The 21324-nt window shown below is 39.4% G+C and carries 18 protein-coding genes; all 18 read left to right on the forward strand.

Going from position 1 to position 21324, the window contains the following annotated elements:
- Positions 1–164 precede the first annotated feature (164 nt).
- The 18 genes from CUN67_RS25000 to wbaP all read left to right on the forward strand — a co-directional run bounded on the left by CUN67_RS25000 (position 165) and on the right by wbaP (position 21299).
- Positions 165–863 carry an EAL domain-containing protein gene (locus CUN67_RS25000; RefSeq protein ID WP_208718178.1) on the forward strand — a complete coding sequence of 233 codons (699 nt, stop codon included), beginning with the start codon at positions 165–167 and terminating at the stop codon, positions 861–863.
- A 238-nt stretch (positions 864–1101) separates the two neighbouring features.
- Positions 1102–1353: an exopolysaccharide production protein YjbE gene (gene yjbE / locus CUN67_RS25005; RefSeq protein WP_208718179.1), complete on the forward strand. Its 252-nt coding sequence runs from the start codon at positions 1102–1104 to the stop codon at positions 1351–1353.
- 307 nt (positions 1354–1660) lie between these two features.
- Entirely contained in the window at positions 1661–1891 is a 231-nt protein-coding gene (locus tag CUN67_RS30475) for a helix-turn-helix domain-containing protein (protein ID WP_254711519.1), read from the forward strand.
- Between the two features lie 97 nt (positions 1892–1988).
- Entirely contained in the window at positions 1989–3125 is a 1137-nt protein-coding gene (locus tag CUN67_RS25015; RefSeq protein ID WP_208719475.1) for a polysaccharide export protein, read from the forward strand.
- 5 nt (positions 3126–3130) lie between these two features.
- Positions 3131–3565: an arsenate reductase/protein-tyrosine-phosphatase family protein gene (locus CUN67_RS25020; RefSeq protein ID WP_208718181.1), complete on the forward strand. Its 435-nt coding sequence runs from the start codon at positions 3131–3133 to the stop codon at positions 3563–3565.
- Positions 3566–3583: 18 nt separating this feature from the next.
- Positions 3584–5752: a polysaccharide biosynthesis tyrosine autokinase gene (locus CUN67_RS25025; RefSeq protein WP_208718182.1), complete on the forward strand. Its 2169-nt coding sequence runs from the start codon at positions 3584–3586 to the stop codon at positions 5750–5752.
- Positions 5753–5949: 197 nt separating this feature from the next.
- Positions 5950–7116 (forward strand): glycosyltransferase family 4 protein, encoded by a 1167-nt coding sequence (locus tag CUN67_RS25030; protein WP_208718183.1) that lies wholly within the window; start codon positions 5950–5952, stop codon positions 7114–7116.
- Positions 7117–7221: 105 nt separating this feature from the next.
- Entirely contained in the window at positions 7222–8718 is a 1497-nt protein-coding gene (gene murJ / locus CUN67_RS25035) for a murein biosynthesis integral membrane protein MurJ (RefSeq protein WP_208718184.1), read from the forward strand.
- The gene (locus CUN67_RS25040) at positions 8696–9256 is read left to right on the forward strand and encodes an acyltransferase (protein WP_208718185.1); all 561 of its coding nucleotides are present in this window, start codon (positions 8696–8698) and stop codon (positions 9254–9256) included. Before murJ ends, CUN67_RS25040 begins: the two co-directional genes overlap by 23 nt.
- The gene (locus CUN67_RS25045) at positions 9253–10422 is read left to right on the forward strand and encodes a glycosyltransferase (RefSeq protein ID WP_208718186.1); all 1170 of its coding nucleotides are present in this window, start codon (positions 9253–9255) and stop codon (positions 10420–10422) included. Before CUN67_RS25040 ends, CUN67_RS25045 begins: the two co-directional genes overlap by 4 nt.
- A 122-nt stretch (positions 10423–10544) precedes the next feature.
- Complete coding sequence (locus CUN67_RS25050) at positions 10545–11801, forward strand: O-antigen ligase family protein (protein WP_208718187.1); 1257 nt, start codon at positions 10545–10547, stop codon at positions 11799–11801.
- A gap of 27 nt (positions 11802–11828) precedes the next feature.
- Complete coding sequence (locus CUN67_RS25055) at positions 11829–12842, forward strand: hypothetical protein (RefSeq protein WP_208718188.1); 1014 nt, start codon at positions 11829–11831, stop codon at positions 12840–12842.
- A gap of 54 nt (positions 12843–12896) precedes the next feature.
- Positions 12897–14330 (forward strand): mannose-1-phosphate guanylyltransferase/mannose-6-phosphate isomerase, encoded by a 1434-nt coding sequence (locus CUN67_RS25060; RefSeq protein ID WP_208718189.1) that lies wholly within the window; start codon positions 12897–12899, stop codon positions 14328–14330.
- Position 14331: 1 nt separating this feature from the next.
- Positions 14332–15708 carry a phosphomannomutase CpsG gene (cpsG, locus tag CUN67_RS25065; protein WP_208718190.1) on the forward strand — a complete coding sequence of 459 codons (1377 nt, stop codon included), beginning with the start codon at positions 14332–14334 and terminating at the stop codon, positions 15706–15708.
- Between the two features lie 291 nt (positions 15709–15999).
- Positions 16000–17157, forward strand: a complete 1158-nt coding sequence (locus tag CUN67_RS25070; protein WP_208718191.1) for a glycosyltransferase family 4 protein — start codon at positions 16000–16002, stop codon at positions 17155–17157.
- A gap of 295 nt (positions 17158–17452) precedes the next feature.
- Positions 17453–18124, forward strand: a complete 672-nt coding sequence (locus CUN67_RS25075; protein WP_208718192.1) for a hypothetical protein — start codon at positions 17453–17455, stop codon at positions 18122–18124.
- A gap of 177 nt (positions 18125–18301) precedes the next feature.
- Positions 18302–19747, forward strand: a complete 1446-nt coding sequence (locus CUN67_RS25080) for a lipopolysaccharide biosynthesis protein (protein WP_208718193.1) — start codon at positions 18302–18304, stop codon at positions 19745–19747.
- Positions 19748–19841: 94 nt separating this feature from the next.
- Positions 19842–21299, forward strand: coding sequence for an undecaprenyl-phosphate galactose phosphotransferase WbaP (wbaP, locus tag CUN67_RS25085; RefSeq protein ID WP_208718194.1), 1458 nt, complete (start codon positions 19842–19844; stop codon positions 21297–21299).
- Positions 21300–21324 lie beyond the last annotated feature (25 nt).

A 21324-nucleotide genomic window follows, 5' to 3' on the forward strand; every position in this document is an offset into this window, starting at 1 on the left:
CTGGAGTAATCCTCTATTTATTCAATTTAAGAAAGGATTGATCGATCAACGGCTGTTTTTTGATAGGTAAAAACATAGATAAAACCGATCTTAAACTGTTTATTGATTGGTAATAGTGATCATAGAATGAGAATCATCTGATGTGTGTTAAGGAAAACATTCTCATGAATCTCAGCGAAGTCTTAACAGGTAAAGTTATCAGTGGTATTGAAGCGGAACCGATAGTAGACAGAGAAGGGAATGTTCTGGCCGTCAAGGTACGTACAGAGAGCGCCGCACCAGGGTGGCTTTCATGGCAGGGTGGGAAGGCGAGTAAAGCACAGAAGAAGAAACTGCTGAAGGAGCAGCTGACGCTCATCGACCAAAAAACAGCATATTTTCATAATAATAATATTTTATGCTCCATCGACATTGATTTTGAAAAGGCGGCGATTCTTATACAGGATGATGAAATTGCTGAGTTAGCCAGATCAAAACACTTTTTACGATTAGAGATTTCAGAAGGTTTCCCCAATCTTTCAGATGGAAGAAGCAATCGGGTATTACAGGAGTTAGCTGAAAATTATCGATTGTGGCTGGGAGATTTAGGTTCAGGTGAAGCAAGCCTGAGAGCGTTACAGGAAAACCTTTATGACGCGGTTAAAATCGATAGTGACTTTCTAAAGCTCTATAGTCATTCAAGAATTTGGCCGGTCATTACCAAAAACATCATGCGTTACTGTCAGTTTATTATTGTCGAAGGCCTTGAGAGCACAGAACAGTGCCATGCCGTCGTGAAGGATATCAAAGCAATACAAGGTGGATGTTTTAAAAGCGTACTTCTTGAAAATATCGAAAGTCTAAATAAGAAATTCATATTATAACCCTACTTATTTTTTATTTTCTTTTCACAGCAAAGCGGCGGAATTGATCTGCCCAAAATTTTTTGTGCCAGTTTCGCGCAAGCGAAGCTGTGCCTGTTGCGTTGATTATTTATTTTTCAGGACATTGGCGCCAATAAGCTAAGGGCGGTAGCGTGTCTGAAAGCAAGCGAATGAGCTTGTGTTAAAAGTTGGATGAAAAACCAATAATCTTCCCTCAACAAATAAAGAAGGTATAAATATGAAAATCACAGCAATAAGTACTTTGTTAATAGCCGGTATGCTGAGCCTGAGTGCAAATGCAGCTGACACGACAACAACACAGAACACCGGTGCTGCCGCTGGTGACACGGCGACCAGCTTTGCTGAAGGCAACAGCGTGGTTATCGGGGTGTCTGCTATCGGACTGCTGGCGGGTGTCGCTCTGGCATCAAGCAACAATGGAGGCAGCAACACCAGCACCACCACGACTACCACCACTACCGGAAGATAGTTGTCATTCACATTGGGGGGCATCGCGTAGGTGTTAAAGAGATATGAGGATAATTTCCGATGATTACTACCTTAGGCTGGGGTTAAGAGAAGCTTTAAGAGTCCATGAAAAGGGGCTACAGGATATAACAATAGCAATAAGCTCAGACCTGAAAACAATCAGGCTGTATAAAGATATAAGCATCTATTCTAATGAAAAATTTTTTGTCGGAAATTGTCTGACGACCTTTGTTCTGAGCTATCAGCTCAGTCATGGACTCACACCGCTGCATCACAATCTCTATAAGCTAATCGCCGAAAGAAAGACTATGTACTTAACCCCCCGGGAAATTGACGTACTCAGCGAATTATTGAAAGGAGAGAACATACTCGGCATCTCACGGATGTCCGGGCTTAGCCCGAAGACAATCAGTGCGCAAAAGAACTCAGCCCTGAGAAAACTTAAGGTTAATAATTTACATATGCTGCATAGAGACATTTCATCATTCAGAAATCTCTTTTATGGAAAAGAACGTAACCAATCAGGGATGGATTACTAAGGGCGAGTTAATGAAGTTTCCATTTTATATGCCTCTTTAGCTGTTTACGAAGAGGCTTTATTTTCGTGTCTTTAATAGGATGATAGTTCAGCTCATGATGATGAAATTGCCTTTCAGATTATCCGCCATCGCGGTATCTGTTTTTTTTCTTTCCGCGTGCACCATTGTTCCCGGACAATATTTATCCACCAGTAATAAGGATGTGATAGAGCAGACAGACTCTAATACGGATATTGATAAGTTCGTATCGGTGTACCCGTTAACACCGAAGCTGATTGAATCTCTGCAACCGAAGGTTGTGATGTCCAGCGCGAACCCGCAGCTGGAAGATGAAATAAAGAACTACCAATACCGTATCGGCATTGGTGATGTTTTGATGGTGACGGTGTGGGATCACCCCGAGTTAACCACCCCGGCGGGGCAGTATCGTAGTGCCAGTGATACCGGCAACTGGGTGAACACCGATGGCACCATCTTTTACCCCTATATTGGCAAGGTGAAGGTTGCCGGACGCACCATCGATGAAGTGCGCACCGACATTGCCGACAGGCTGAAGACCTATATTGAAAGCCCGCAGGTTGATGTCAGCATCGCCGCGTTCCGTTCACAAAAAGCCTATGTCACTGGAGAGGTGATGAGGTCCGGTCAGCAACCTATCAGCAACATTCCGCTGACCATTATGGATGCCATCAACGCGGCGGGTGGTTTAGCCCCGGATGCGGACTGGCGCAATGTGGTACTGACGCACAATGGCAAAGATAGCCTGATCTCGCTGCAGGCATTAATGCAGAAGGGCGATTTGAGACAGAACCGATTACTGACGCCCGGCGATATTTTGTTTGTTCCGCGTAATGACGACCTGAAAGTGTTTGTTATGGGCGAAGTCAACAAACAATCCACCCTCAAGATGGATCGCAGTGGTATGACACTCGCCGAAGCACTGGGTAATGCCGAAGGGGTCTCGCAGGAAATGGCAGATGCGTCCGGCATCTTTGTGATTCGTCCAATCAGCAGAAGCAATGGAAATGGCAAGCTTGCCAATATCTATCAGCTGAATGCGAAAGATGCAGCGGCAATGGTGATGAGCACCGCCTTCCAGCTGCAACCTTACGACATCGTCTATGTCACAACGGCACCGGTAGTGCGCTGGAACCGTGTTATCTCCCAGCTGGTTCCGACCATTGGTGGTGTGCATGACATGATCGAAGCCACACGGTACGTCAAAGATTGGTAATCGAAATGTTTGATTCAATACTTGTCGTATGCACCGGGAACATATGCCGTTCCCCGACTGCAGAGCGAAGGTTACGTCAATTGCTACCTGGGAAGAAAATTGACTCTGCTGGAGTCAACGCTTTAGTTGGTTCTCCAGCAGACGAAGTTGCAGCACGGACTGCTGGATCGCATGAGGTGAATCTAGATGGCCATAAAGGGCAGCAATTCACAAAGCATCTTGGCCGCCAGTATGACCTTATTCTGGTTATGGAGAAGCGTCAGATTGAATATGTAACTCGTATTGCACCAGAAGCTCGTGGGAAGACCATGTTAATTGGACACTGGCTGCAGCAGAAAGAAATCCCCGATCCTTATCTACAGAGCCAGGAAGCATTCGATTTTGTATATCAGTTAATTGAACGAGCTTGTCAGACTTGGGCAATTAAACTAGGCGGCTAACTATTAGGAATTTATTGTATGTCATCTGTTATGTCCATAAAACCGCAAAGTTCAAACTCGGATGAGGTTGATCTGGGTAGATTATTTGGTGAGTTGCTTGATCATCGCAAACTTATTGTTAGTGTAACCGCAATTTTTGCTGTCCTTGCGATTATATACGCCCAGTTTGCAACGCCAATATATCAAGCTGATGCATTGATTCAAGTTGAACAAAAACAGGGTAATGCACTGATAAATAGTATTAGTCAAATCTTACCTGATAGTCAGCCTGAATCTGCGCCAGAAATAGCTCTCTTACAGTCAAGAATGATACTAGGAAAGACAGTTCAGGACCTAAATTTACAAGCTAAGGTTGAGCAAAAATACTTTCCCATTTTTGGGCGTGGCTGGGCACGCATGATGGGGCAGCCCAAAGGTAATTTGAGTGTCAGTCGTCTTTATCTGCAGAGTACTGATGGTGATGTTCCGAAAGTCATATTAACTGTGGTGGATGGGCATCATTTCCATATAATTGGAAATGGAATAGACGTAAGAGGAAGCGTTGGAGAGTTGATTGAAAGTAAAGGGATTTCAATTCTTATTAATAAAATGGACGCACTACCCGGTACTAGTTTCACAATTACATACTTAACAGATTTAGAAGCTATTGATAACCTTCAAAAGTCATTCACAGCAGCAGACCAAGGTAAAGATACAGGCATACTTAATCTTACGCTAACAGGGGATGATCCAATACTGATTAAGCAGATATTGAGTAGCATTAGCGAAAATTATCTGGATCAAAACATTGCGCGCCAGGCAGCACAAGATGCTAAGAGCCTCCAGTTTCTAAACACTCAGTTGCCACAAGTTCGTAACGATTTAAATACTGCAGAAGATAAGTTAAATGCCTATCGGAAACAAAGTGATTCTGTTGACCTGTCACTGGAAGCAAAGTCCGCCCTTGACCAAATTGTTAATGTAGATAATCAACTAAATGAATTGACATTTCGCGAAGCTGAAATTTCACAGCTTTACACTAAGTCACACCCCACATATAAAGCCCTACTTGAAAAGCGTCAAACGCTAGAAGAAGAAAAGGGGAAACTTAACCAGCGGGTTGCGAAAATGCCAGCGACTCAGCAGGAGGTATTACGGCTGAGTAGGGATGTTGAGTCCGGACAAGCAATTTATATGCAGTTACTGAATCGTCAGCAGGAACTGAGTATTGCAGAGTCTAGTGCAATCGGTAATGTTCGAATCATTGATACTGCGGTTACCCAGCCTAAACCTGTAAAACCAAAAAAAATTATTGTAGTCCTCATTGGGATCATATTGGGTGGCATGCTGTCAGTTGGTATTGTTTTATTAAGAGTGCTTTTACATCGAGGTATTGAATCTCCTGAACAACTAGAGGAACTGGGTATCAATGTATACGCAAGTATTCCCTTGTCTGAATGGATGGTTAAAAAGGGAAAGACAAAGAAGTATGGTTCGAAAAAGGGAAAAGAGAACATTTTCTTCTTGGCTCAAGAAAACTCGGCTGACTTAGCAATCGAGGCAATACGAGGTCTACGTACAAGTTTGCATTTCGCGATGATGGAAGCAAAAAATAATGTATTAATGATTTCAAGTGCTAGTCCAAATGCGGGTAAAACTTTTATCAGCAGTAACATGTCAGCACTTCTAGCGACAGGGAATCAGCGTGTATTATTTATAGATGCAGATTTGCGTAAAGGATATGCGCATAAGTTATTCAAAGGCAATCTCGACCATGGTTTATCTGATATTTTGGTTGGTAACTGTACGATTGAACAAGGCATTAAAACTGTAGCTGAAGTGGGTTTTGATTATATCTCACGCGGTAAAATTCCACCAAATCCAGTCGAATTATTAATGCACGAAAGATTTGGAAAACTAATAGAATGGGCATCAGATAATTACGACATTGTTGTTATTGACACAGCTCCGATATTGGCTGTAACGGATGCTGCTGTGATTGGCCGCTATGCAGGGACTTCGTTGCTTGTAGCACGTTTTGAAGTCAATACTGCGAAAGAAATAGCAGTGAGTATTAAGTATTTTGAACAGAGTGGCATAAAAATAAAAGGTTGCATCCTGAATGGGATGGTTAGGAGGTCAAGTAGCTATTATAGCTACGGCTATAATCACTATGGCTATACATACGCGGATAAAAAAGCAGATTAAAATATAATATAGGGCCTAAGGAATAGGCCCTGGATTATTTTCCACATTATTAATGCTTGTTAATTGTGCATTATTAATTTCCCCCTTTCCAAAACATACAAGAGAATTAGAGAGTAGGAGTGATTAGTATTAATGTTATGTAGAGAAATGCAAAAAATAAATCTAATGACTTGAATTAAATGACTGGGGTTAATTTAATGCGCAATAAAGGTAAAGTTATCATAGTAGCTCGATCTCTGCCATTGCATAACATTGGTGGGATGGAGGTGGTTTGTTGGGACTTGTGTAAAGAATTAGCAAGGTTAGGGTTAAATGTACAAGTTGTAACAACTCAAAGTAACACACAGGATCATAACATCAAACATGATAACTTAGATGTTATTTTTCTGAAAAACACTAAGCCTGGCGTGTATTCAAGTAGTTGGTGGAGAGAGGTTTCAAGATATTTTGATACATTAAATCCTGAGGAAATCACATCAGTCATTAGTATTAGTGCTGCTGCTGTAAGTATTTTAAAAAACAAAAATCATTTCAAAAAAACAAAATTCATTATGCAGGCGCACGGGACATCTTATGGTGAGTTCGTTTCAAAACTTAAAACATACTCAATTAAAAAATGGTTAGCATCCAGTAAGAATATCCTGTGGTTTTTTAAAGATTGGAGATATTATCGGAAGTTTGACTATATAATTTCCATTGGTTCGGCAGTGACCGAAAGTTTGAAAAGTACACCGACGAAATATATAGCAGATGCAGAAAAGATAATTCAAATAGAAAACGGCATAGATGAAAAGATGTTCGAGTTGAATTTGTTCGATAGAGAGAACATGAGGAGGAGTCTTAACATACATGAGAATGCGTTAGTGGTGATGTCTGCATCCAGGTTACATGAACAAAAGGGAGTAGACAATAATATATATGCATTTTCAAGAGTGCTAAAAGAAAATGCGGATGCTTATTACCTTGTGTGTGGGGATGGTCCAGACAAGACCAGGCTTAGTGATTTGGTAAATAAATTGAATATTGAGAGAAATGTAATTTTTCTTGGTTCTATGAGTCGAGATGAAATCGCTAAAGCTATGAGTGCAGCGGACCTCTTTATTTTTCTAACGAAAAGGGTAGAAGGGTTACCATTGAATGTGCTCGAAGCTATGGGAGCAGGGTTACCGGTTGTAACATCGGAACATCTTAGTTTTATCGAAAGTGAAAAATTAAGAAAAGTAGGATATTCTGACATGAATGGTGCTGCAGAGGCCATCATGAAATTGTACCAGCAAGGGAAACCAAATCTTCGTATGAGTTACATTCCTGAAAAGAATAAATTGTCGTATGCAGCTGAACAGTATCGCAATTTGATAGCTTAATGAAGTCACCCACACTATTGAGAGATTGTAATTATACTCCCTAATATAACACTGCATACATAAGCACTGAGTAAATAATCGAACTAGTATAAAAAGGGTTTATTTGTGAGAAAAGCCATTATTTCTTTAGTTAGTGGGAATTTAATATCTAAAGGATTAGGACTAGTAAGGGAAATGATTGTCGCCGCTCTATTTGGTACTGGCTATATTAACGGTGCCTATAGAGTGGCTCAAACAGGAACATTGGTTCCGGTAAACTTTTTGGTAAGTGATAGTCTCACAGCCTTCATTCCTTTATATAAAATATTTTTCAATGAAAACAGAGAAAAAGCCCATCTGTTCTTTTGGTCAATGCAATTTCTATTTTTGTTTTTTTCGTCACTTCTAACCCTTGGCGCAATCCTTTTCGTTGAGCCGTGGTTAGAATTAATTGCCCCTGGATTAGATCCTGCGACAAGGAAACTATCAAGGGATATGCTTATTGTTATGAGTTTTGGTATTCCATTGTACCTTAGCTCTGCTCTAATTAATTATGTGGAAATGGCTCATGATGACTTCTTTCCAATGTCAGTTCGGCCATCTGTACAAAATGTCGGAATGCTAATAGGTGCAGTGATTTCTTACTACTTAAAAAATCCGATTTATTTAGCTTGGGGGTTTACAGCAAGTTATATTTATTTTTTCTTATGGGTTTTAATCAGAGGATTAAAGAAAAACTTGTTGGACTTTCCTAAGCATATTGATCGAGATATTCTTATATCAGTGATACGTTACTTTTGGAAAACTCTCAGACCATTGATCTTACTTCCAATAATGAGTCAGGGAAATATTGCAGTGGAAAGGGCTGTTGCTACATTAGTTAGTATTACCGCAATATCAGCTCTCGATTATGCAAAGTTCATCACTGAAACTTTAATCCTTGTAGTGTCTACACCAGTAGCACTTGCTGGCCTCGCAACATGGGGAGGGATGTCAGAATTAGAGATTAAGAAAAGACTAATTAACGGCGTTAATCTCTTATTGATCTTTGCACTACCATTTTCAGTGTTTTCGTACATGCACTCGGAATCAATTGTGTCTGTTTTATTTGAAAGAGGTAAATTTGACCAATCATCAATTATAGCGACATCAAATATCCTCCAGGGAATGTCTTTTGGTTTGTGGGCTAACGTAATTGGTTATGTATTGATTAAGGCTCTGAATGCGAAGTTGAAAAATTCAGCTGTTATGATAATTATGGCTATTTCACTAGCAGGAAATGTATGTTTTAATTTGATTTTTCATACTTATTATTCAGAGGCAACATTAGGGTATGGCTATTCAATTTATGGTTGCTTAATGTTCATTTGCAGTATTTATGTTTTGGATATATATAGAGAGACATCTAAAACGTTCATTATCGTAATTTTAGGCTGCGTTCTATATTTGTTTATTTCAGACTTTAGTTTTTTTATATTTAATAATTTAGTTTCATTGTTTCTAAATGGTGTTATTTTTCTTTTGTTCTGGTCTTTATATGCTTTATTATTTCCTCAATTAAGAGGGAGTTTATATCCGCTAATAAAAAGAAAGGCAAAACATGATCAAAAAATTAAAGTTTAGGTTTTTATTTGCATTCATTAGAGCCATTTTATATAAAATAAAATATGGAAGTAATATCGAAATAAACCCATTTAAAGTATACATATCTTCATCTGTAAAAATAGCAATATCAGGCAATGGTAGGATAATAATAAAATCAGAAAAAGATAGAGTTTTTATTTCAAGGAACACAACAATTCATTGTTCATCAGGGGTGCTTGAAATTGGTAATGGAGTTTTCTTTAATGAGAACAATCAGATCGTTTGCCATGAGAGTATTGTGATTGGCGACGATTGCATGTTTGGCCCAAATGTATGCCTATACGATTCTGATCATTTCTTTGAAGATAGAGATATCCTTATAAGAAATCAGGGTTATAAGAAGAAAAAAGTAGTAATTGGTGAAGATGTCTGGATAGGAGCTGGCTCGGTGCTTACTAAAGGAACAATCATTGGGAGGCATACTGTTATTGGTGCGAATGCGGTAGTGCGTGGAATACTAAATGGTAATTCAGTCTATGCTGGGAATCCCGTAAAACTATTAAAGGAACTATCATGAGCTCAATAAACGAAAATAATGAAATTGTGCTTCTTTCTACAGCCGATTGGGATAATCCATTTTGGACGAATAAGCAACATGTTGCTGTTGAGTTTGCAAGAAGGGGATACAAAGTATTTTATATTGATTCACTGGGTCTTAGAAAACCAAGCATGAATAAAAAAGATCTCAGTAGGATTTTTAGACGCTTGTTTAAGGCATTGAGACCACCAAAAAAAGTACAAAAAAACATTTGGGTATGGTCTCCTATAACATTACCTTGGAATCAATATAGCTTTGTCAGGAAATTCAATAGACTCTATTTTAAGTTCTTCTTGACTGTTTGGTCGAAAATTTATGGTTTCAAACGACCTTGGTTGTGGACTTATAATCCGCTAAGCACTGAATATATAGAACCATCCGATTTTACCAAGACAATTTACCACTGCGTTGATGAAATTAAAGCCCAGCCTGGAATGCCAATCGAAATACTTGAGCGAGAGGAAAGGGTTCTCTTATCTAAATCTGATATTGTCTTTGTTACAGCTCCTAAGTTGAAAGAAAATCGCGTTCAATGGAATGATAATATATATTATTTTTCTAATGTGGCCGATTTCTCGCATTTTAACAGAGCGATAGTGGAGAAGTTTGACAAACCAGTCGAGTTAGTAAATCTTGAAGGACCTGTTCTGGGTTTTATTGGCGCAGTAAGCAGCTATAAAATAGACTTTTCGTTGCTAAGTAAATTGGCCGAAACAAGGCCAGGTTATAATATCGTGATCATTGGTCTGGTTGGAGAGGGAGATCCATCTACTAATATCAATACGTTAACGAAGCATAATAATATACATCTTATCGGTCCTAAAGATTACTCTATACTTCCTGTCTATTTAAAGTATTTTGATGTGGCATTATTGCCTAATCATATTAATGAATATACAGATAATATGTTTCCGATGAAATTTTTTGAATATCTAGCTGCGGGAAAACCTGTAGTAAGTGTTAATTTAAAAGCTATTCAGGAATTCAGTAATGTAGTTAAGATTGGCAGGAATCCGGAAGAGTTTATAGACTGTGTTGATCAGGTGTTGGCTGGTGATGTTGCGGACTTGAATACAAGGTTGGATTTGGCCCAACAATATACATACGAATCCAGAATGGATAAGATGCTTAAATTAATCGATTGATCCCTGTCATTAGTTATTGCAGACGTACTCTTGCTCTATTCATCATGGGATGAACACCATAGTACATTCTCATTCCCATAATATCATTTAAATGCTTACTTTTAGTCTGTAATGGTAACAGTATGTACTTAAAATTTTTTGTGTTCCTGTCATTAGTAACATCTGTTCCACTTCTATTTATTATTCCTGGAGGCACTGATGTCCCATTAAGTTTTGTTGTGTCACTATTTCTATTTCCGTCTTTAGTTGAAAATATTAAATTCTTTTTTAGAAAGAAATTATTTGCTGTCTCTGTATTAATCCTTATGACTCAAATTATAAGCCTGCTTTGGTCTATAAAAGTTTCTGAGGGATTTAGAGATATTTGTTATATGCTTAGCTTTTGGTTTCTAATTTCCGGCATATACAGTCTTCATAAAAAATCGCCTGACTCATTGTTGAAAATCATTAAATGCTTTCTAATTTTAGTATGTTTCGAAGCAGTAACAATCATCATATTTAGACTTTTGCCGGAGATGAAATTATCACTCGTGTTGTCTCCTCCAATGCGATATTTATTGGGCCAGAATGTGCTGGACTCTTTGGTCCTGGAGGGCGCTAGAAATAACTTCTATGATCCTGAGAAATCGGGAGGCCTCCTTTTCATTAATGCCAACATTGCTGCATGCTATGTCGGAATTAGCTCATTTCTTTCGTACAATGTAGCAAAGTTAAAGAATGACAAATTGTTATATGCAATTTCATTTGTGTTATGGTTCTCTGTGTTTTTTTCAGGTTCAAAAGCGTCAGCAATTTTTGCCATATTAATACCAGGGTTTATTTATATAGTGAATTCCTCTAGCAAAAAAAGGATGTCTCTTCTTGTGTTTGGAGCCATTCCTATTCTTGCGCTGTTGTTATATTTTTCTATATTCAATGTCGACATTAATAATACTTTTCTAACATCCACCGCTGATACAACAGACAGTAGGATGGAGATTTGGAGTTATGGTGTTAATTCTTTTATTGCTAGTCCAATATTAGGTTTAGGATATGGAGGGTGGATGGCTGGCTATGCTAAAATAGCGACCGTACTATACCCTCCCCATAATACAATTATGTATATGTGGGCTAAGTCTGGAATCTTTTCAGCCTTTTTCGGTCTTCTTTTTATTTATCTTGTTATCAAAAGTGCTTTCAAATCTATCAGTTCACCGCTTCATCACATAAAAAGGGCAGGAACAACTTTGCTAATGGTCTCTGGCTGGTTGTTTTTGCATGGGTTTGGTGAGAATTTCGGTTTGATAGGTGATCCACATCAAATGATAGTGTTAGCCATTGCAATTTCTATGAATTTCTCAATAACTGGAAGTAGTAAGTCAAATTATGAAGTGGTTTAGCTTTCAACGCTTTATATAAGGTGCTGAATGATGTTTATTAAGAGGTTTTTGATACTAATCTATTTTTTTTTATTATTATTACCATTGTCGTCTGGAGCATTCACACTAGGCGTCAATATTAGAGTTTTTAATTCTAATAAGGAAGCAATAAAAGAAAATCTTGATATTATTAAATCACTGAACATTAAGTCCGTCAGGGTTGATATGCCCTGGAAAATTGTTGAGAAAACAAAAGGGCAGTTAGTGATTCCTGATAATTGGGATTACTTTGTTGATTATGCAAATTCTATTGGTTTGAATGTGTTATGCATATTAGACTATGGTAACCAATTTTATGATCATGGTGATAAGCCACGCAGTAAAGAAGCAATATCAGGGTTTGTAAATTACATAAACTTTTTAACTTCGCACTATCGTGAAAAAATAAAGTATTATCAAGTCTGGAATGAATGGAACGGAAAGGTTGGAAACACAACACCGGGAACAGTTGACGAGTATAAAAATATTGTCAGATCTGCTTACCCTGTAATAAAATCTAACGCTCCACAATCAATAGTAATAACTGGTTCTTTTTCTTCCGCAGCTTTTAATAAGGCAATTGGAATTGAAAATAGAGGTGATTATTTACGAGATTATTTAACGCCGGATATGGCAAATTTTACTGACGCAATAGCTGTTCATCCTTACACAACATATCGTAAATATCCTTTTGACCAATATTCGTATTATCTTAGGCAAATTCGATATGCATACAACCTGGTCAAAGAAAATCCGTATTTTAAAAGCAAACAAGTTTTCATCACAGAAATAGGATGGAGTACATCAATTTCACCGTTCAGTGTTTCTCTTTTGTCACAGTCAAAACTACTTAATGAATCATTATGTGATGCAAGAAAAGCAGGGTACGCAGGAGTGTTTGTTTATAAATTTAATGATTCAAAATCCTTTTCGAATGAAACAGAAGACGGGTTTGGAATACTCTATGATAATTTGAGGAAGAAACCAGCGGCAAATATGATTGGCAATTTACAGTGCAATTAATATTTTTGTATTTTATAAATTCACTTTTATTGAAAATTTTTTAGGTGATCATTTATGATATTTCCCATCATCATTGCCGGAGGCACTGGAAGTCGTTTGTGGCCTCTATCTAGAGAGTTATATCCAAAGCAGTTCTTGAACCTTAATAGTGATTTTTCAATGCTGCAAGTAACAGTCAATAGATTGCAAGGTTTAGAGGTTAGAGAACCTTTAGTCATCTGCAATGAACAACACCGTTTTTTAGTTGCTGAGCAATTGCGACAGATTGATAAGTTATCGAGAAACATCATTCTTGAACCTGCTGGACGAAATACTGCACCTGCTATTGCGCTGGCCGCATTGAGAGCTACTGCAACTAATAATGACGACCCTCTTTTACTGGTTCTTGCAGCAGATCATGTAATTGATGATACATCAGCATTTCACAGCGCAATAAGAAAAGCTGTTCCACATGCGGAAGATGGAAAGCTCGTCACTTTTGGAATTGTAGCCTCTGGTCCAGAAACGGGTTATGGTTATATCCAACGAGGGAAACACTTAGATGATGATTTCTCTGGTGCTTACAATGTTAAAAGATTTGTTGAAAAGCCCAATGCAGAAACTGCGCAAACCTATCTAGATAGTGGTGAATATTACTGGAATAGCGGGATGTTTCTATTTCGAGCTAAGCGCTATCTTGAGGAGTTGGGGATTCATCGCCCTGATATTTTATCTGCTTGCCAAAAAGCTATGGCCGGTCAGTCGCCCGATTCATTACAGGACTTTATTCGTGTTGATAAAGATGCTTTCCTGGGATGCCCGGATGAATCCATTGATTATGCTGTAATGGAGAATACATCTGCCGCTGTAGTTGTCCCTCTTGATGCGGGTTGGAATGATGTGGGGTCATGGTCCGCTCTTTGGGAGGTTAATGAAAAAGATGAAGAAGGTAATGTAGTGAATGGGGATGTATTCACTCATAACTCTACGAATTGCTATATCAATACTGAAGAGCAATTCACTGCTGCTATTGGTATACAGAATCTTGTGGTTGTTAGTACCAAGGATGCACTCTTAATTATTGATAAATCTAAAGTTCAGGATGTTAAGAAAGTTGTCGAGCATTTGAAGAGCAATTTTCGACGTGAGTATCGAGTTCATCGGGAATCATACAGCCCATGGGGAAGAAGTGATCTAATTGTCAATAAACCTCGATATCATATTAATAAGGTAACAGTAAAGCCGGGGGGTAAATTCTCTCTTCAAATGCATCATCATCGTGCAGAACATTGGGTAGTATTATCTGGTACTGCACAGGTTACGTTAAATGGTGACATTCAATTGCTAACAGAGAACCAGTCAACCTTCATACCAATAGGTTCCCAACATATGTTGGAAAACCCTGGGAGAATTCCTCTCGAATTACTGGAGATTCAGTCAGGTTCCTATCTGGGTGATGACGACATAATTCGTATAAAAGACCATTACGGGATGTATTCGGAGAAGTAAAATGTCCGACAAATTAACTTGCTTTAAAGCTTATGATATTCGAGGGAAGTTAGGCGAAGAATTAAATGAAGATATCGCTTATCGCATTGGTCGTGCTTACGGGGAGTATTTAAAACCAAAAAAAATGGTCGTAGGCGGTGATGTACGATTGACCAGTGAAGGATTAAAACTCGCTTTAGCCAAAGGCCTTCAGGATGCAGGTACTGATGTCATCGATATTGGTTTGTCTGGTACTGAAGAGATCTATTTTGCGACATCTTATTTGAATGTTGATGGCGGTATTGAGGTAACAGCCAGCCATAACCCATTAGATTATAATGGCATGAAACTGGTGCGCGAAGGTTCAAGACCTATCAGTGGTGATACCGGCTTGCGTGATATTCAACGCCTGGCGGAAGGCAACGATTTCCCGCCGGTAGACCCGGAAAAAACAGGTTCCTATACCACCATTTCGGTACTGGATGCCTATGTTGATAAGCTATTCAGCTACATTAATCTGGATAACTTCACTAAGCCGATGAAGTTAGTGCTCAACTCCGGCAACGGTGCTGCAGGCCATGTTGTTGATGCCATTGAGGCTCGTTTCAAACAAGCGGGTATTGCCATCGAATTTATCAAAGTTCATCACCAGCCAGATGGTAATTTCCCCAATGGTATTCCTAATCCCCTGTTGCCGGAGTGCCGTCAGGATACTACCGATGCCGTAGTTGCTTCTCGGGCTGATATGGGTATCGCGTTTGATGGAGATTTTGACCGTTGCTTCCTGTTTGATAGCGAAGGGAACTTCATTGAAGGGTATTACATTGTTGGCCTGCTGGCTGAAGCCTTCCTGGAAAAGGATCCTGGCGCGCGCATCATCCACGATCCGCGTCTGAGCTGGAACACTATTGATGTTGTCAGCCGCGCTGGCGGTGTGCCGGTGATGTCTAAAACTGGTCATGCTTTTATCAAAGAGCGCATGCGCCAGGAAGATGCGGTGTACGGTGGCGAAATGAGTGCACACCATTATTTCCGTGATTTTGCCTACTGTGATAGCGGCATGATCCCATGGCTGTTGGTGGCTGAGCTGCTTCAGGTTAAAGGGCAATCACTGCGTCAGCTGGTGAATGATCGCATGGAGGCTTATCCGGCATCTGGCGAAATCAACAGCGTACTGGAACAACCGCAGCAGGCAATTGAGCGTGTTTTGCAGCACTATGAAGAAAGTGCATTAACTCTGGATCGTACTGATGGTATCAGCCTGGAATTCTCAGAGTGGCGTTTTAATTTGCGCAGTTCCAATACAGAACCGGTTGTGCGTCTGAATGTGGAATCGCGTGCTGATGTCGCATTGATGCAACAACACACAGAAAATATTCTTGCTATTCTCCGTAATTAATAACAAAAAGATGACTTTTTAACTTATAAAGTGAGTCAATATTCTAATCATAATTATGAGTGATATTTTCTCACTTTTATAATTCATTTTTTGATGCTTTGCTGGTTTTTAAATATGACCAGGTTATTAGTAATGCCAGGGAATCTTGTAAATCCATTCAGTTATGATTTCGAAGTGTATTAGTTTGGCTTAAAGTCATTTCCCCCATACAGATTTAATAGAGTAATAACGACGAAGATGCCGTAATTACATGGTTCTTTCGTCTCGTGCAGGGCTAGAGAGGGTTTAATAATGTCACGAAATTTAAGTGTAGGAATTGTTGCCGACTGGTTAGTGGGATTCGCCGGGGCAGAGAGAGTGATCGCTGAATTTATTGAACTGTTCCCTGCATCGGAAATTTATTCGGTAGTGGATTTCTTATCCGATGACTCTCGTCATCTTTTTCATGATAAGAAAGCGACAACCTCATTTATTCAACGTCTGCCGGGTGCTAAAAAGAAATATCAAACATATTTGCCTTTAATGCCGCTTGCTATCGAGCAGCTGGATGTCACGAAGCACGATATTGTGTTATCCAGCAGCCATGCGGTCGCAAAAGGGGTGTTAACTGGTCCGGATCAGTTGCATATCAGCTATGTTCACTCTCCCATCCGCTATGCCTGGGATTTCCAGCACCAATATTTGCGTGAGTCTGGAATGGATAAAGGCCTGAAGGGTAAGCTGGCACGTTGGATGTTGCATAACATCCGTATGTGGGATTACCGCACCGCCAATGGCGTTGACTACTTTATCGCTAACTCCCACTTTATTGCCCGTCGTATCAAAAAAGTGTATGGCAGAGATGCCGATGTCATCTATCCGCCTGTTGATGTTGATCGCTTCACCTTGCGTGAGCAGAAAGAGGATTTCTACTTCACTGCATCACGTATGGTGCCCTACAAGCGCATCGATCTGATTGTTGAAGCCTTCAGCCGCATGCCTGATAAGAAACTGGTGGTGATCGGGGATGGTTCTGAAATGGCAAAAATCAAATCGAAGGCGACGCCGAATGTAGAGATCCTTGGCTATCAACCTAATGATGTGATGCAAGACCATATGCAGCGCGCCAAAGCGTTTGTCTTTGCGGCTGAGGAAGATTTTGGCATCACTCCTGTTGAGGCTCAGGCATGTGGCACCCCGGTGATTGCCTTCGGTAAGGGGGGAGCACTGGAAACCATTCGTCCTTACGGTGAAGAACGTCCCAGTGGTTTGTTCTTCTATGAGCAATCAGCTGAAGCCATTGTCGATGCCGTAGAGAAGTTTGACCTGGTGCGTGATGAGATACTGCCCGTCGACTGCCGTGCTAACGCCATGCGCTTCTCAGCAGAACGTTTCCACAATGAGTTGGATTGCTATATCGACAGTAAATGGAAGGCATTTAAGCTGAGTAAAGAAGTAAGTTACTCCTGAGTTACAACTTTTAAATTCATTAAGAGGATTTCTTTCTGGATAATTTTATTACTGAGATATAGAGTCTTAGTTAGTAGAAAATTAAGAGGCTCGTAGCCAAAATTAAATGATGTGTCGCAGGCACCGGAAGAAATGATATCGCCAGAGTGTATTTTCCTATTAACGTAAAGGTGAGGGTATGATTCTGGCGGTTTCAGACATTCGCCGTAATTAGTGACTTTCTGATGTTTAATGTGAAAGATGCTTGTTGGAGTTGACTGTCTACTGATTTAATACCAAAGGGTAAAATATTACCATGTACAAAACACTACTGATTGTGGTTTTATATGGAAAAACCTATAAAAACTCACAAACACTGAACTGCCTTATGATTGATGGTTATTCACAGGCAGACTTATTGATAGTAAATAGAGGACCTAAAGCTTTAGAGTTCGATAAGGATTTCATACATACATTGGGTTTTTTTGTTAATAGTATCGATATTAGAGAATACTCTGGCGAGAGTTCATTGGGTGATGTATATAATAGAATCATCAAGGAAAAAGTTGAGTTTGATCGGTTTATCTTCATTGATGATGATAGCACTCTCAGTAAAGGTTATATAAAAAAATTAAATAAGTATCAGGATGGTGATGTTGATCTTCAGATGCCAAACATCGTCGCCGAGAAAGATGGAAGAGTTCATTATCCAGTCATTGACCAAACTGTCCGAAAATTTAATGATGGCGTTAAGGTAAACCAACAGAACAGCTTCAAATCTATAGGTATCGGGCTGGTTGTTTATCGTTCACTGGTAGATAAGCTGTCCTCGATTAATGTTGATGTGTTTGATAGAGATTTTACGCATTATGGTGTGAATAATGGATTAACTGAACGAGTAAGATTGTTAAAGATGAGGGCGATTTCTACTACTATACAAATTGTCGGCGTCCTTAAGCATTCAATGGAAAATACTTATTCTCTCTGAAATAAATAGTGCAACGATAGTGGGTTTAAATGTTCCCTCTTAAATTCGTATTGGGCTGGGTAATGATCCCATCGTGATTTTACGCAATTCATGGAATATCAGGTTGTGCATAAATAAAAGCTTTTCTGTTTTAACAATAACAAACCTCGACGAATCGCTAAATAGAGTGATATATCAATGAATTGGTTTTCGAATGCGAAATGGAATGCTTTTTCTCAATTTATCAAGATGATTACTCAAGCCGTAAATCTTATCTACATTACAAAGCTAATTCTGCCGTCACAGTACGGGTTGATGGCCATGGCAGTAGTAGTTATAAACCTTGGCATGCTGCTCCGGGATTTAGGTACATCTGCGGCTATTATACAGAAGAAAAAACTGAACAATGGATTGGTCAATTCAATCTTCTGGCTTAATTCTATGATTGGCGTTCTTCTCTATATGGTTATTATTTTAATAGCCAAGCCTCTGGCGGCACTATATGAGCAACCAGAACTATTTTCTATTTTGATTTTACTAGGCATTTCATTTCCACTATCTGGCTTAGCTGCTACACATCTCGCTTTATTAGAGCGTAGTTCGAAATTTAAGACAGTGTCACGTATTGAAGTGACTGCTGCACTTACATCTATGGTAATAGCACTTGCAATGGCCAATTATGGGTTTGGAGTATATAGTTTGGTTGCTCAAGCGATAACTTTGAGTCTTATATCAGTAGTACAGTTATGGATTGTATCGAACTGGCGACCAACATTTGATAAATTTATTAGGTTAAGTGATATCAAGGAAATATTTTCATTTAGTACAAACCTATCATTATTTAGCCTCGTTAACTACTTTTCCAGAAATGCAGATAGTTTTATTGTTGGGAAGTATATGTCCTCAACGATTTTAGGTCAGTATAATTTAGCATATAGAATAATGTTGTTTCCTTTGCAAAGTTTAACATTTGTAGTAACGAGATCACTTTATCCAATCCTAAGTATGTTTCAGGACGAAAATAAACAAATTGAGAAAGCATATCTCAACTCTGTTTTTTTTATTCTGATGTTTAGTGCGCCATTAATGATAATCATAGGCCACTACAGCTTTCCTTTGATTAAGGTTATCTTTGGTAATGAATGGATTAAAACAGCTGAGATACTAAAGTGGTTATCACCCACAGCTATCGTGCAATCCATAATGAGCACATCAGGGGCTGTTTTTATGGCGAAAGGAAGAACAGATATGCTGATGCGACTCGGTTTGTTTTCTGCTGCCATACAGGTAAGTTCTTTTTTGATTGGCGTACACTTCGATATCATAACTTTTTCAAAATTCTATTTTATTGCAAATGTGATAAGTTTTATTCCCTCCATGTATTTTCTTATGAAAATTATTGGTGGTGGGGTCGGATCGCTTGTTGTTAAGCTGATGCCTATTATCTTTGCAGTTATTGGCATGCTAGCTTTGATGCAGGGCATTGATCGCTTATATCCAGATTCGGATATAAGTGGTGTGCTAACTCTGACAGGAATTTGTATTTTTAACTTTTCATTTTATTTTTTATGTCTGTTGTCTATGTCCAGGAGTTCTCGTAGGTTTATGTTCGATAAGTTAAGGCTCAAATTAGGAAAGATATAACTAGTAGCTGCGTAGGAATGATGGATATCATTCTCTCGGTACATTAATCATATATTAATAATCATTAACGGTTTTATTGAACAGGTTTATTCATATGAATACACTTCAGCAGCGTATACACATCACCTCAGACTTTACCTATAAAAATCTGCTAACCAAGATTTCTTTGGCTTTCTCGGATTTGATTTTTTTCAATGCCGCACTATTTGTAGCACTGGCACTTATTGAATCATTTTCACACTCACCGCTTGCCGATATTTCTGCTAAAGATCTCAATTTAAAAATTATTACACATATTTGTCTTTCAGTTATTTGTGTTGGTTGGTTCTGGGTTCGCCTGCGTCACTTTACCTATCGCAAACCATTCTGGTTCGAACTTAAGGAAATTATCCGTACTGTTCTTATTTTCTCTGTTATCGATCTGGCTATTACTGCGTTGTCACAGTGGCAGATGTCGCGTTTTGTCTGGGCTCTTACCTGGTTGCTGGCTTTAATCGTGATTCCTATTGGGCGAGCCATTGCTCGTCGCTTGCTGAACCATTTTGGAATGTGGAAAAAACAGACTGTCATCATTGGCAGCAGTAAGAACGCCCAGGAGGCCTGGAAGGCTCTGCAAAGCGAAGAAGTGATGGGATATGATGTTGTTGCTTATTATGATGTTGACGGTAAATGCCCGCAAGCAAGCATCGCCGGTATTCCAGTATTACGTAATGAACAGGATCTTTGGTTACTGACTAACCCGGAAACTCAGTTTATTGTCGCGGTCGAGTCTGAACAAAGTCAGTATCGCGATAACTGGCTCAAAACTTTGGCACGTCGTAATTGCCGTTCGGTTTCTGTTATTCCCACATTACGTGGTGTGCCGCTCTATGGCACCGATATGGCTTATATCTTCAGCCATGAAGTGATGATTTTACGTGTTAACAACAATCTTGCGAAACGCACCTCGCGCTTCCTGAAGCGTGCGTTTGATATTGTTGGGGCGCTTAGCATTATCATCGCGCTGTCCCCAGCTCTGTTGATTCTTGGCTATCTCGTCAGCCGTGATGGTGGTAACCCGATTTACGGTCATGAACGTGTTGGTCTCAATGGTCGCAAGTTTAAGTGTCTCAAATTCCGCTCAATGGTTATCAACTCCAAAGAAGTGCTGGAAGAGGTACTGCGTACCGATCCGGTGGCACGAGCTGAGTGGGATAAAGATTTCAAACTGAAGAACGATCCCCGTATTACCAAAGTTGGTCACTTTATCCGTAAAACCAGTCTGGATGAATTGCCACAGCTGTGGAATGTGGTACGTGGTGATATGAGTCTGGTAGGGCCGCGTCCTGTTATCGAAGATGAACTGAGTCGTTACGCTGGTGATGTCGATTATTACCTGATGGCGAAACCAGGCATGACGGGATTGTGGCAGGTCAGCGGTCGTAACGATGTTGATTATGAAACCCGTGTTTACTTCGATTCCTGGTATGTAAAAAACTGGTCACTGTGGAATGACATTGCGATTTTATTTAAAACGGTTAGCGTAGTGCTTAAACGCGACGGCGCTTATTAATTTCCTCTAACTTATTCTATGGAGC

This window comes from Pantoea cypripedii (assembly GCF_011395035.1).
GTDB classification, from domain to species: domain Bacteria; phylum Pseudomonadota; class Gammaproteobacteria; order Enterobacterales; family Enterobacteriaceae; genus Pantoea; species Pantoea cypripedii_A.

Excerpts from the sequence above, each read along its gene's own strand:
- CUN67_RS25000 (WP_208718178.1), top strand. The coding sequence starts at position 165 with ATGAATCTCAGCGAAGTCTTAACAGGTAAAGTTATCAGTGGTATTGAA.
- yjbE (WP_208718179.1), top strand. The coding sequence starts at position 1,102 with ATGAAAATCACAGCAATAAGTACTTTGTTAATAGCCGGTATGCTGAGC.
- CUN67_RS30475 (WP_254711519.1), top strand. The coding sequence starts at position 1,661 with ATGTACTTAACCCCCCGGGAAATTGACGTACTCAGCGAATTATTGAAA.
- CUN67_RS25015 (WP_208719475.1), top strand. The coding sequence starts at position 1,989 with ATGATGAAATTGCCTTTCAGATTATCCGCCATCGCGGTATCTGTTTTT.
- CUN67_RS25020 (WP_208718181.1), top strand. The coding sequence starts at position 3,131 with ATGTTTGATTCAATACTTGTCGTATGCACCGGGAACATATGCCGTTCC.
- CUN67_RS25025 (WP_208718182.1), top strand. The coding sequence starts at position 3,584 with ATGTCATCTGTTATGTCCATAAAACCGCAAAGTTCAAACTCGGATGAG.
- CUN67_RS25030 (WP_208718183.1), top strand. The coding sequence starts at position 5,950 with ATGCGCAATAAAGGTAAAGTTATCATAGTAGCTCGATCTCTGCCATTG.
- CUN67_RS25040 (WP_208718185.1), top strand. The coding sequence starts at position 8,696 with ATGATCAAAAAATTAAAGTTTAGGTTTTTATTTGCATTCATTAGAGCC.
- CUN67_RS25045 (WP_208718186.1), top strand. The coding sequence starts at position 9,253 with ATGAGCTCAATAAACGAAAATAATGAAATTGTGCTTCTTTCTACAGCC.
- CUN67_RS25050 (WP_208718187.1), top strand. The coding sequence starts at position 10,545 with ATGTACTTAAAATTTTTTGTGTTCCTGTCATTAGTAACATCTGTTCCA.
- CUN67_RS25055 (WP_208718188.1), top strand. The coding sequence starts at position 11,829 with ATGATGTTTATTAAGAGGTTTTTGATACTAATCTATTTTTTTTTATTA.
- CUN67_RS25060 (WP_208718189.1), top strand. The coding sequence starts at position 12,897 with ATGATATTTCCCATCATCATTGCCGGAGGCACTGGAAGTCGTTTGTGG.
- cpsG (WP_208718190.1), top strand. The coding sequence starts at position 14,332 with ATGTCCGACAAATTAACTTGCTTTAAAGCTTATGATATTCGAGGGAAG.
- CUN67_RS25070 (WP_208718191.1), top strand. The coding sequence starts at position 16,000 with ATGTCACGAAATTTAAGTGTAGGAATTGTTGCCGACTGGTTAGTGGGA.
- CUN67_RS25075 (WP_208718192.1), top strand. The coding sequence starts at position 17,453 with ATGTACAAAACACTACTGATTGTGGTTTTATATGGAAAAACCTATAAA.
- CUN67_RS25080 (WP_208718193.1), top strand. The coding sequence starts at position 18,302 with ATGAATTGGTTTTCGAATGCGAAATGGAATGCTTTTTCTCAATTTATC.
- wbaP (WP_208718194.1), top strand. The coding sequence starts at position 19,842 with ATGAATACACTTCAGCAGCGTATACACATCACCTCAGACTTTACCTAT.